Here is a 12,408-nt window from a genome sequence, read left to right as displayed (position 1 = left end):
ACGCCGTCAGGACGCGCCCAGCTCAGCCAGCATCACCTGCGCCGCCGCTGACGGGCTTTGCTCGCCTGCTGCCACGTTTGCCGCCAATTCAGCCATCCGACCGCGCACGGCCGACGTATCCAGTTTGGCCAACAAAGCCTGGCGAACCTCCTGATCAAACCAATATTGCGCCTGATCGGCCCGGCGCTGGTCCCAATGGCCGTTTTCGCGCCGCCAGCTGGTCAGCGTCTGCATTTCGTCCCAGGCATCGCTCAGCCCCTGCTCTTCGATGGCCGAAACCATCATCGCCTTGGGGTAGCCTTCCGGGTCCTGCGGCCGTTTGCGCAAAAGACGCAGCGCGCCTGCATAATCCGCACAGGTGCGGGTCGCGACGGGTTTCAGGGCACCATCGGCCTTGTTCACCAGAATCAGGTCAGCCATTTCCATGATGCCGCGTTTGACGCCCTGCAATTCATCCCCACCCGCAGGGGCGAGCAGCAACAGGAACAGATCGGACATTTCCGCCACCACGGTTTCCGACTGCCCAACCCCCACGGTTTCGATCAGAACGACGTCGAACCCGGCAGCCTCGCACAGCGCCACCCCTTCGCGCGAACGGCGCGCAACGCCGCCCAGATGGCTTTGACTGGGCGACGGCCGGATAAAGGCCGCACGTTCCCGTGTGAGCCGCTCCATCCGGGTCTTGTCACCCAGGATGGACCCACCAGATCGGGCCGAACTGGGATCGACCGCCAGAACAGCCACCCGCAGGCCCTGGGCGATGAGAAACATGCCAAAGCTTTCGATAAAGGTGGATTTCCCAACGCCCGGCGTTCCCGACAACCCGATGCGCAGGGCCTGCCGGCGATGTGTTGCCAGGTCAGCCAACAGCGCGCTGGCCTGTTCGCGATGGTCGCTGCGTCCGCTTTCCACAAGAGTGATCGCCCGTGCCAATGCCCGGCGGTCTCCGTTCAAAATCTTCTGGCTCAGCTCTTCAATGTTCATCATGCGCGTCTTTCCGAAATTCTGGTCGCCATAGATGACGCAGGGGCGGGGCCAAAGTCCAGTCTCTTGATCCCCCTTTCGGTGCGGCCTGTGGTCTCCGCCCGCGCACAGAAACGGCGGCGCGATTGCTGGACCTCCTGCCCGCCATCCGCGATAAGATGAGCATGAAGAGCAACCTCCCCATCGCCGCCGTCCTGTCCGAGCTGACCCAGACACTTCGGGACCACGGGCGCGCCGTTTTGCAAGCCCCCCCTGGCGCGGGCAAAACCACGGTCGTGCCGTTGGCCATGCTGGAGGCCAAAGTGACCACCGGTCGCATCGTGATGCTGGAACCCCGACGCCTGGCCGCCCGCAGCGCCGCCGAGCGCATGGCAGAAACGCTGGGGGAGCCGGTGGGGCAGACTGTGGGCTATCGGATCCGCGGCGAGGCCAAGGTTTCCAAAGCGACGAAGATCGAAGTGGTCACCGAAGGCATCCTGACCCGGATGCTGCAATCGGATCCCGAGTTGCCGGGTATTGGCGCTGTGATCTTTGACGAATTCCACGAACGGTCTTTGAACGCGGATCTGGGTCTGGCGCTGTGTCTGGAAGTGGCCGAGGCGCTGCGTGACGATCTGCTCCTGCTGGTGATGTCCGCCACGCTGGATGCCGGACCGGTCGGCGCACTGATGGCCGCAGCTCTGATCACCTCCCAGGGGCGGGCCTATCCGGTGGACATCCGTTGGCTGGATGCGCCGCTGAGCGCACGCGCGCGCAGGCTGGATGCGCTGGTCGATCTTGTGGTCCAGGCCGAACGGGACACCCGCCAGAGTGGCGGCGGCCTGTTGGTGTTTCTCCCGGGCGAAGGTGAGATCAGGCGGGCAGAAAAGGCGTTGGCAGCGCGATTGCCCCAGCATTGCAGCCTGCATCCCCTGTTCGGTGCCCTGCCCTTTGCCAAACAACGCGCTGCAATCCAGCCCGCCAAATCAGGGCGCAAGGTGGTGCTTGCCACCGCGATTGCCGAAACCTCTCTCACCATTCAGGACGTGCGAGTGGTCATCGACATGGGACTGGCACGGCGCGCCAGATTTGATCCTGGCTCTGGGATGTCCCGACTGGTCACCGAACGGGTGACCCGGGCCGAATCCACCCAGCGCACAGGCCGGGCCGGGCGTGTGGCCGAAGGGATCTGTTACCGATTGTGGACCAAGGGAGAAGAAGGTGCCTTGGCCGCCTTTCCGCCGGCCGAGATCGAGGCGGCGGATTTGACCGGACTGGCGCTCGAGCTGGCACAATGGGGAGCGGCACCGGGCGATCTGCCGTTTTTGACACCGCCACCTGTCGGCGCTTTGTCAGAGGCGGTCGAACTGCTGAAAATGCTTGGGGCCCTGGATCATGTCGGTCACATCACAAAACACGGGCGCGCGCTGGCACAGCTCCCGCTGCACCCGCGTCTGGCCCACATGTTGCACCACGCCGGGCCGCAGGCCGCCATGCTGGCAGCGCTTTTGGCGGATCGCGACCCGTTGCGTGGTGCCCCCAGTGATCTGACCCTGCGACTCGAAGCGCTGCGGGATCCGGACCGATTTGCACGCGAACGCCCCTTTCAGGCAGATCGAGGTGCCATCGAGCGTATTCGGGCCGAGGCCAAGCGGCTTCAATCCAGAACCCGGACATCTGCAGATCGGATGAGCTGGGCCGCGATGGCGGCGCTGGCCTACCCTGATCGGATCGCCCAGCGCCGCAAGGGCGCAGACGCCCGTTTCGTCCTATCTGGTGGCAAAGGTGCGATGCTTGAGAATGGCGACCCGTTGGCCGCCACCCCGTTCCTGGTGGCACTGGATACCGATGGCAATCCGCGCGAATCCCGCATTCGGCTGGCCACGCGCATTGATCTCGCAGAGATCCATGATCTGTTTGGCGATCACATCGCCTGGGTCAACGCCTGTAGCTGGTCCAAACGCGAGCGTCGGGTGTTGTCGCGCACTCAGGAACGTCTGGGAGCCATCGTGCTGGATGATCGGATCTGGAAGGATGTTCCTGCCGATCAGGTCGCGGTTGCCATGCTGGATGGTGTGCGCGATCTGGGGCTGCGGCTGGATGGGGCCGCGGCGCGGTTGGCGCGACGTGTCGAGTTGGTGCGTGCCGAAGGGCACGATCTGCCGGATTTCACCACAGATGGGTTGCTGGCCCGCCTGGAAGCGTGGCTGTTGCCCATGCTGACCGGTGTGCGGTCAGGTGAGGATTGGAAACGCTTTGACCTGCTCCCCGCCCTGCGCGCATCCCTCAGCTGGGAGCAGACCCAGCTGATCGACAGGGCCGCACCGGGCAGTTTCGTTACCCCCCTGGGGCGCAAGGTTCCAATTGATTACGGCGATGGCGGACCCGAGATTTCGGTGCGTTTGCAGGAGATGTTCGGCGTCACGCAACATCCAACCAGCGGTGGCGTTGCGCTCAAGGTGACATTGTTGTCGCCAGCCCGACGCCCGATCCAGATCACCCGGGACCTGCCGGGATTCTGGGTCGGTTCCTATGAAGATGTGCGCAAGGACATGCGCGCGCAGTATCCCAAACACCCCTGGCCCGACGATCCGACCCAGGCGGATCCGACCCTACGGGCCAAACCCCGCAAATAATGCCGTCCCAACCGATCGGTGCGTGCAAGCACACACCCTACACTTCCTCCGCCCGATCATCTGCCACAGGCGCGACCACAGCGCGCCATGCGCGCTGCCAGGCCCAACTGGTCGCAGACGCATCGCAGATGCGGCAAGACCGGGCGGGAGCACTGCGGGGGTGTTAGCCGCGCAAGGACGGAAGGCCTATTCCGGCCGCCTCGAATCCGCCGTCGGCAGCCAGGATCTGACCGGTGACAAAACTGGCCTTGTCCCCCAGCAGAAACATCACGGCTGCAGCAATTTCATCTTCGGTGCCATATCGGTTCAGCGGGATCGCATCGTGGTAGGCGTCAATAATGTCCTGGCTGTGCACTGCCATCGCCAGCTTGGTCGCTACCGGCCCCGGTGCCACCGCGTTGACCCGAATTCCCAGGTCCCCCAACTCGACCGCCTGCTGCAAGGTCAGCTGTGCCAACCCGGCCTTGGACGTTCCATAGGCGACCCGCAACGTGCTGGCCCTGAGGCCCGAAATCGACGTAATGTTGACCACCGCTCCGCCGCCATTGTCGGCCAGCAGATCTGTGAACGCCTGTGTCATCAGGAATGGACCATCCAGATTGGTTTCCATAACGCGACGCCAGCGTTCGAAACTGGTGTCGCGGATTGGCCCAAAATCGGCCACCCCTGCATTGTTGACCAATCCGTCCAGCCGCCCAAAGCCTGCGGTAATTTCTGTTACCACGCGCCTTACGTCTTCTGGGACGGACACATCCGCGTCGATCCGCACAGCGCCTTCAATCTGCGCGACGGCCTCGGTCAGCGCCTGGCTATCGCGATCCAGCATTGCCACTCGCCAGCCGTCACCGGCCAGCCCCTTGGCCGTGGCCAGGCCGATTCCACGCGCGGCTCCTGTAATCAATGCGGTTTTCATGATGCCATATTTCCCCGGGTTACAGACGCTTTAGCCCCATTCCCCATTGAACCGGCCAGTTTTGTCAATCCGTTCAAACCCATGCGACCCAAAGACGTCACGTTGCGCCTGGATCAGATTGGCGTTGCCTCTGGCCTGGCGCAGACTGTCATACCAGGCCAGCGCCGCCGACAAGGCCGGAACCGGCAAACCGGTCTGCACAGCTGCGCCGACGACCTGACGCAATGCGGGAACACTTTGATCCAACAGCGCCACCATTCCAGGTGCCAAAACCAATTGCCCCTGCGGCGGGTCCGCTGCCAGTGATTTTGCGATGTCGCTGAGCAGATCGGACCGCAAAATGCATCCCGCGCGCCATATTTCGGCAATCCGGGCCAGGTCCAAATCCCATGCGTGCTCCTGGGACGCTGCCCGAAGAATGTCGAACCCCTGAGCGTGCGACAGGATCCGCCCCGCGAGCAGGGCCCGCTCCAACACATGCGCCCCGGGCAATCCGCCGACCACCGAGGTTCCCGGCAACACATCGGCCGCTGTCCGACGCACGTCCAGGGCTGCCGACCACGCCCGCGCACCCACGGCACCTTCGATGGTCGAGGCCGACTGCCCCAGCTTGAGTGCTTCGATCACGCTCCAGCGCCCGGTTCCCTTTTGACCCGCCTTGTCCAGGATCACATCCACCAATGGCTGGTGTGTCTCCTCGTCCATTGCCGCCAGCGCGATTGCCGTCACATCCACCAAAAAGGACGCCAAAGGTCCACCGCTCCAGGCACGAAACAACTGGCCAATTGCGGGCGCATCCCAGCCGCCGCCATCCCGCAGCAGCCCATAGATTTCCGCAATCATCTGCATGTCGGCATATTCGATGCCATTGTGCACGGTCTTGACGAAATGCCCTGCCCCATCCGGGCCCATGTGCGCCACACACGGGTCCCCTTCGAACCGGGCCGCGATCGGGCACAACACGGGAGCCAGCCGGGTCCAGCTGTGATCATCCCCCCCGACCATCATCGACGGGCCATGGCGCGCGCCCCGCGCGCCGCCAGACACGCCCATGCCAACATAGTCGATACCCAGAGCCTGAACCCGGGCGCTGCGCCGCACCGTTTCATTGAAATCGGCATTGCCCGCATCCACCACCATGTCGCCGGCGTCCAGCAACGGCAGCACGTGATCCAGCATCACATCCAGAGGGGGCCCCGACGGGATCATGAACAACACGGTACGCGGCGTGTCCAAACGTTTGACAAAACTCTCCAGATCATATGCTGGCAACAGGTTCTCGCCCAGATGGCTGGCCCCTTCGACAAACGGATCAATCCAATCCGTTTCGCGATTGGCCACGGCGGTCACAATCCCGTGCTCCGCCAGGTTCAGGGCAAGAGCCCGCCCCATGGTCCCTAGACCATAAATCCCGATCTGCGCCGTTTTCATTGTTGCTGCAATCCTCTCAAACGGCCAGATCGACCAATATGCGGCCTTCGCGTGCAGTTTTTCGGCCTTGGCCAAGACAATTCCAACCGCACATTTTCACGAAACACGTTAAAGAAACACCGTGAATTCACCAATACCCTTGGCAAATGCCCTCTCCGTATGTATATACATCTAGTTAATCAAAGTGACATAAGTTGCAAGGCGAACACAGGCGCAAACCATGGTCAAATTCATGACACATGCTTGGGAGGAGCTTCTCAAGCCGATGATCTCACGTCCCAAGGCGGTGCAGGTTGCTGCGCTGTGCTGTCGCGAGACCAAGAGTGGCGTGGATGTTCTGATGATCACCAGCCGGGGCACCGGTCGCTGGATCATCCCCAAGGGTTGGCCGATCAAAGGCAAGGACGGCGCCCAAAGCGCCCTTCAGGAAGCCTGGGAAGAGGCCGGTGTGAAATCCGCCGATCCGCAGACCGACCCGATCGGCACCTATGACTATGTCAAAAAGCGCGGCAATGGTACGGCCGAACCGGTACAAACCTATGTCTACCGGGTCGCGGTGAATACCATGTCACCGAACTATCCCGAAAGCCATCAACGCGAACGCCAATGGATGCCCGCAGAAGTGGCCGCCAATCTGGTGCATGAACCGCAACTGCGCGACCTGCTGTTACAGATCAACGCGTGAGCCTGTTCGGGTATTCCGCAAAAAGCACGCCACCAGAACCCGACATCCTTGCGCATCCCGACTGTCACACAAACCTGGTTGAAAACGCCCACAGGCCGATGTCCATTCCAACCGCGACACCTGCGCAGACTGTCATCCGACACGGCCAGTTTTCATGCTGTGTGAAACAGCCTGTGGTCGCGTCACCGTGCCTCTGGCCCCGTATGCGGCAGACACCGCCCGCCCCACAGTGTCGTCGCGCCCTGTCGCTGTGCCGCTCCTGATCCAGAATGGACGTGTGAAGATGCGGCAAGCGCGTTACGCCGATACCAGCCCCCGCGAGAAGGACCCACAGAATGATTGCCTACGTGACCGTTGGCGTTGACGACATCGCCCTCGCAGAACAGTTTTATTCTGCGTTCCTGCCTGCGCTTGGATACCAGCTCGAGAAATATCACGGGGACCTGAGTTATATTCTGCCCAGGCACCCCGGGCAATCTGGTGCCCCAGTTGATTTCTACGTCAAATCACCCTTTGATGGGTGTCCTGCGTCGGCAGGCAATGGCACCATGATTGCCTTCGAGGCGTGCAATCAAGAGCAGGTTCGCACCCTTCACGCAGCCGCGCTTGCCGCAGGTGGGTCTGATGTGGGTCAACCGGGCTTTCGTGACGCCTATGGGCCGCAGTTCTATGTCGGCTATCTTCGCGACCCTCAGGGAAACAAGATTGCAGTGTTTTCCAGCAATCCGGACGAACCCGGTCGAGACGGATAGCTGTTTTTCGCAGGAGTCAGGCGCGCCTTGGGGCGCATCTGATCTGCATACCTGAACTGGCAATCATGCTGCGCTCGGCACAACTTCAGCACGGTTTCACCGCGGAGAGGCGGCACCGGTGCGCCCCCTACGTTTTGGCAGCGATCAGACCCCCAGACACCATCGCATCACGGCCTTCTGCGCGTGCAGACGGTTTTCGGCTTCGTCAAAGATCACCGACTGTGGCCCGTCCATAACGGCCGAGGTTACTTCCTCTTCACGATGTGCCGGCAGGCAATGCATGAACAGCGCATCCGGTTTGGCAAACGACATCAGGTGTTCGTTGACCTGGTAGGGGCGCAGCATGTTGTGGCGACGTTCCTTGGAAGATTGGCTGTCATGCATCGAAACCCAGGTATCGGCGACAATCAGATCGGCCCCCTCGACAGCCTTGTAGGCATCCCGTTCAACCTGGATCTGCGATCCCTTGGACCGGGCGAACCCCATAAAGTCGGCTTCGGGATCCAATTGCGCCGGACCAGCAAAGGTCAGGTCGAATTCAAACTGGCCAGCCGCGTGCAGAAACGAGGCACAGACGTTGTTGCCATCCCCCAACCAGACGACTTTCTTGCCTTTGATCGAACCGCGGTGTTCCTGATAGGTCATCACATCCGCCATGATCTGACAGGGGTGGGTGCGGTCGGTCAGCCCATTGATAACCGGTACATCGGCATATTCCGCCATTTCGGTCAAAACCGTTTCATCAAAGGTCCGGATCATGATCATATCGACATAGCGCGACAGCACCCGCGCCGTGTCGGCGATGGTTTCGCCATGGCCCAGCTGCATGTCCTTGCCGCTCAGCACCATCGACTGCCCCCCCATCTGGCGCACCCCCACATCAAAGGACACGCGCGTCCGGGTCGACGGTTTTTCAAAGATCAGAGCGACCATGCGCCCGTCCAGCGGCAGTTCGTCATCGGGGGCCACTTTTGGGCGACCCAAGCGCGCCTGTTTCATGGCGGTCGCCTGATCAACAATCGCGTGCAGTTCGTGCGCGTCGGTTTTGTGAATATCTAGAAAATGGTTCATATCGGTGCTTCTTCTTCTGACCGAGGGGGCGGGCGTCTCAGACCCGATCCTTCGGAGTAATGGTCGCAAAGGACGATCAGGCGTTTTCCACCTGGGTGGCCGCCTGATCCAGACGGGTGACAGCTGCGCCGATGTCTTCATCCGTCAGCGTCAACGGGGGCAAAAGACGGATGACGTTATCAGCGGCAGGCACGGTGATAACCATGTTTTCATAGCCCGCATTGACCACATCCATGTTCAATGCCTTGCATTTCAGCCCCAGCATCAGACCTGATCCACGCACCTCTTCGAACACATCGGGGTGATCGGCAATCAGCCCTTCCAGCTTTTGCCGCAGCAATCCGGATTTGCGGTTCACCTCGGCCAGAAATTCGGGGTCGGACACATGATCCATGACCGCACAGCCCACGGCGCAGCCCAACGGGTTGCCGCCATAGGTCGATCCATGCGTTCCTGCGGTCATGCCGCTGGCCGCGTCTTCGGTGGCCAGAACAGCCCCCAGCGGAAAGCCTCCGCCGATGCCCTTGGCCACCATCATGATGTCCGGGGTGATCCCGGCCCATTCATGAGCAAACAGCTTGCCTGTTCGACCAACGCCGCATTGGACTTCGTCCAGGATCAAAAGCAGACCGTGGGCGTCGCAGATCTGGCGCAGCGCCTTGAGTTCGGCATCTGGAACGGGGCGAATGCCACCTTCGCCCTGGATCGGTTCGATCAGGATCGCGGCGGTGGCGTCAGAGATCGCATTGCTCACGCCATCAAGATCACCAAATGTCAGGTGAACAAACCCACCCAGAATGGGGCCGAACCCTTTGGTCATCTTTTCGGACCCGGCGGCGGCGATCCCGGCCGAGGAACGGCCATGGAACGAGCCGTCAAAGGTGATGATCTCTATCTTTTCGGGTTGCCCCTTGTCATAGAAATGCTTGCGCGCCATCTTGACCGCCAGCTCGCAGGCTTCGGTGCCCGAATTGGTGAAAAACACCGTATCGGCAAAGGTATGTTCAACCAGCTTGTCGGCCAGTGCCTGCTGCTGGGGGATCTGATACAGGTTGGACACATGCCACAGGGCATTTGCCTGATTGCTCAGCGCCTCGACCAATGCCGGATGCGCATGGCCCAGCGCGTTCACGGCAATCCCCGATCCCAGGTCCAGAAAACGTCGGCCATCTGCCTCGGTCAGCCAGGCACCTTCGCCCTTCACGAATTGAAGCGCGGCACGATTATAGGTCGGCAGAACGGACGGGATCATCAGGATCATCCTTTTTGGCAAATGGAACTACTGTGACTGCAACACATGAAGGTCCGGGTCAACGATGGAGAGGTGGGAATGCGCCAATTTGACAGGCGCAGGGGATCAAACAGGCTGGAAAACAGCCTGGCAGGACATCAACGTCGGCGTCGCAACGCGGTGATATGCATCAGTTTGATCATGAAACGGGTCCATAACGAAGGAATCACGACCTGTGAACCCCTTTTGCGCACCTCTGCGCCACAATTCGACAGCTGGCACAGTTGCGGTGATGGCAGACAGCGCACGGCGAACCCGACATCGAACCGGTGTTTGACACTGCCGTCGTTCTGCGGATGAGTGGGCCGATGACATATATCTGGTCTCTGCGAAATTATCGCCTGCTGTTCTCGGCCTCTGCCATTTCCAATCTGGGCGATGGGGTGTCGGCTCTGGCGTTCCCCTGGCTCGCGACATTGATCACGCGGGATCCGGTACTGATCTCGCTGGTGGCCTTTGCCACCCGGCTGCCCTGGTTGTTGTTCTCGATCCCGGCCGGTGTCTGGACCGACCGCGCCGATAGGCGTCGTCTGATGGTCCAGGCGGATGTGCTGCGTATGGTTCTGACCTGCGGTGTCATCGGAATCATCCTCCTGGCTCCCGACTTTCCGCCCGCGCAGGCGCATCTGTATATCCTTGCGATCTCGGCCTTGGCATTTTTGCTGGGGTCCGCCGAGGTCGTGCGCGACAACGCCGCCCAGACGGTTTTGCCCGCCGTGGTGCCAAAAGACCGGTTGGAGCAGGCAAATGGCCAGATCTGGAGCATCGAACAGGTTATGGGCTCCTTTGTCGGCCCCCCTTTGGCGGGTGTGTTGATCGCATTTGCAGTGCCAGCCCCCTTTGTGCTGGATGCCATCACGTTTGCAGGGGCGGCCGCGCTGGTCTGGTGCATGGCCATCGCCCCCCGCATCACACCGGCACGCCGTTCTGTGTGGGAGGAGGCCCGCGAAGGCTTCGCATGGCTGCGAGGTCATCGCACGGTGTTGCAACTGGCGATCCTGTTGGGGCTGATGAATGCGCTGTCGCTGATGACCGTGACGGTGTTGATCTTGTTCAGTCAGGAAATCCTGGGGTTGAACGCGGCCCAACATGGCCTGTTGCTGACCGCCGGGGCCGCTGGCGGTGTCGCCGGAGGGCTGATCTGCCCCCGCATCGCCGCACGCTGGGGTCAAAGACAATCATTGATGATCGCGCTGCCGGTGTTCGCCCTGTCCTTTGTCGTGATCGGGCTGGCCTCTTCGCCCTGGATTGTGGCGCTCGCATTGTTCACCGAAATGTTCGCGGCGTTGTTGTGGAACGTCGTTACAGTATCGTACCGACAAAGGCTGATCCCTGACGACCTGCTGGGGCGCGTCAACAGCCTGTATCGTTTCTTTGGCTGGGGCATGATGCCGTTTGGCGCATTACTGGGGGGATGGATCGTAGCCGCTGCCGCTCCTGATCTGGGGCGCGACGTGGCGCTGCGCCTGCCCTATCTTCTCGCGGCTATGGGTATGGGGGCCATCTGGCTGTATTCCATCCGCGCGCTCAGACTGTGATCTGCCCCATGCATCCAATGTTCGCCCCCAGCACCCGGGCAATCGGCCCACAGCCGGCCCTGTTCCAGATGCCAAAGCTGTCCTACGCCAGCTGACACAAAAGCACATTCGCAACTTGCCTTTTGGGCGTTTCTAGATCACCGCTGGGCCATGTTTGTTCCAAAGACCCAGAATCCGGCCCTGGCCGCGGCATTGATCACTGTCGCGACCGCGTTCATCGCGGCAACCACACTGTTTGCCAAGGCATTGGGAACAGACACGCTGGGACCGGCGCTCAATCCGCTGCAGATCAGCCATGGGCGTTTTCTATTCGCTCTGATGGGATTGGGCGCGGTTGCCGCGGTGATTCGGCCGCGGTTGCGCCACCCGAACTGGGGGCTGCACATCGGGCGGACCAGCTTTGGCTGGTTGGGAGTCACGCTGATGTTTGCCTCGGTCGCCTATATCCCGATGGCGGATGCCACAGCCATTTCCTTTCTCAATCCGGTGTTCGCCATGGTGCTGGCCATCCCATTGCTGGGCGAGCGCATCGGCCCCTGGCGCTGGGGGGCGGCTGCGATTGCACTGTTGGGGGCGCTGATCCTGTTGCGACCGACCCCGGCATCGTTTCAACCTGCTGCGCTGCTGGCTTTTGGCGCGGCCATGGTGATGGGAATGGAGCTGATTTTCATCAAGAAGCTCGCCGGGCGCGAGCCGCTGTTTCAGGTGCTGCTGGTCAACAATCTGTTGGGACTGGTGATCGCCAGCGTGGCGGTTATTCCGGTCTGGCAAGCGCCGACTTTGGAACAATGGGGCGCATTGGCGGCCATTGGGCTGTTAATGGCCTGCGCCCAGACGGCGTTCATCAACGGTATGGCGCGGGCGGATGCCAGTTTTGTTGCGCCGTTCAGCTATACGACTCTGATCTTTGCCGCTGCGTATGATTTCCTGGGTTTTGGCACATTGCCCGATGGCATTTCCATTCTGGGGGCCGGAATCATCCTGACCGGCGCGGCAATCCTGGCCTGGCGCGAGGCCCGGCTGAGCTGAAACGAAAAAATTGCGCAACGGTCTGAAGACGACGCACAGGTCGGAAACATCCATTTCTGTCTCATCTTGACAGGCAGGGTGATCCTATTGACCTCGCAA

At 61.3% G+C, this 12,408-nt stretch carries 10 protein-coding genes; 5 read left to right on the top strand and 5 right to left on the bottom strand.

What is annotated here, in order from left to right; translation table 11 throughout:
* Window positions 1-6: 6 nt before the first annotated feature.
* Complete coding sequence (gene meaB / locus QEZ52_RS08660) at window positions 7-984, bottom strand: ArgK/MeaB family GTPase (protein ID WP_406650401.1); 978 nt, start codon at window positions 982-984, stop codon at window positions 7-9.
* A gap of 164 nt (window positions 985-1,148) precedes the next feature.
* Between meaB and hrpB the strand changes: the two genes are divergently transcribed.
* A complete protein-coding gene (gene hrpB / locus QEZ52_RS08655) occupies window positions 1,149-3,599 on the top strand; it encodes an ATP-dependent helicase HrpB (RefSeq protein WP_406649482.1) in 2,451 nt (816 codons plus the stop codon).
* 163 nt (window positions 3,600-3,762) lie between these two features.
* Here the strand turns inward: hrpB and QEZ52_RS08650 are convergent, their stop codons facing one another.
* On the bottom strand, window positions 3,763-4,512 hold the full coding sequence (locus tag QEZ52_RS08650; protein WP_406649480.1) for an SDR family NAD(P)-dependent oxidoreductase: 750 nt from the start codon (window positions 4,510-4,512) through the stop codon (window positions 3,763-3,765).
* Between the two features lie 30 nt (window positions 4,513-4,542).
* Window positions 4,543-5,943, bottom strand: a complete 1,401-nt coding sequence (gene gndA, locus QEZ52_RS08645; RefSeq protein ID WP_406649476.1) for an NADP-dependent phosphogluconate dehydrogenase — start codon at window positions 5,941-5,943, stop codon at window positions 4,543-4,545.
* 232 nt (window positions 5,944-6,175) lie between these two features.
* Between gndA and QEZ52_RS08640 the strand changes: the two genes are divergently transcribed.
* Both QEZ52_RS08640 and QEZ52_RS08635 read left to right on the top strand, forming a co-directional pair.
* Window positions 6,176-6,628 (top strand): NUDIX hydrolase, encoded by a 453-nt coding sequence (locus QEZ52_RS08640; protein WP_406649474.1) that lies wholly within the window; start codon window positions 6,176-6,178, stop codon window positions 6,626-6,628.
* 335 nt (window positions 6,629-6,963) lie between these two features.
* Window positions 6,964-7,380 carry a VOC family protein gene (locus QEZ52_RS08635; RefSeq protein WP_406649469.1) on the top strand — a complete coding sequence of 139 codons (417 nt, stop codon included), beginning with the start codon at window positions 6,964-6,966 and terminating at the stop codon, window positions 7,378-7,380.
* Window positions 7,381-7,524: 144 nt separating this feature from the next.
* On the opposite strand, the gene argF is transcribed toward QEZ52_RS08635, so the two are convergent.
* Both argF and QEZ52_RS08625 read right to left on the bottom strand, forming a co-directional pair.
* Window positions 7,525-8,451 carry an ornithine carbamoyltransferase gene (gene argF / locus QEZ52_RS08630; RefSeq protein ID WP_406649466.1) on the bottom strand — a complete coding sequence of 309 codons (927 nt, stop codon included), beginning with the start codon at window positions 8,449-8,451 and terminating at the stop codon, window positions 7,525-7,527.
* Between the two features lie 76 nt (window positions 8,452-8,527).
* The gene (locus QEZ52_RS08625; protein WP_406649463.1) at window positions 8,528-9,703 is read right to left on the bottom strand and encodes an aspartate aminotransferase family protein; all 1,176 of its coding nucleotides are present in this window, start codon (window positions 9,701-9,703) and stop codon (window positions 8,528-8,530) included.
* 347 nt (window positions 9,704-10,050) lie between these two features.
* Between QEZ52_RS08625 and QEZ52_RS08620 the strand changes: the two genes are divergently transcribed.
* Together QEZ52_RS08620 and QEZ52_RS08615 are read left to right on the top strand one after the other, a co-directional pair.
* Window positions 10,051-11,280 carry an MFS transporter gene (locus QEZ52_RS08620; RefSeq protein WP_406649460.1) on the top strand — a complete coding sequence of 410 codons (1,230 nt, stop codon included), beginning with the start codon at window positions 10,051-10,053 and terminating at the stop codon, window positions 11,278-11,280.
* 150 nt (window positions 11,281-11,430) lie between these two features.
* A complete protein-coding gene (locus QEZ52_RS08615; RefSeq protein ID WP_406649458.1) occupies window positions 11,431-12,309 on the top strand; it encodes a DMT family transporter in 879 nt (292 codons plus the stop codon).
* The last annotated feature ends 99 nt before the right edge of the window (window positions 12,310-12,408 follow it).

Origin of the sequence: Aliisedimentitalea scapharcae, from assembly GCF_045277565.1 — a bacterium.
GTDB classification, from domain to species: domain Bacteria; phylum Pseudomonadota; class Alphaproteobacteria; order Rhodobacterales; family Rhodobacteraceae; genus Aliisedimentitalea; species Aliisedimentitalea scapharcae.
The sequence above is the reverse complement of the archived record's forward strand: the minus strand, read 5'-3'. Positions and strand labels throughout refer to the sequence as shown.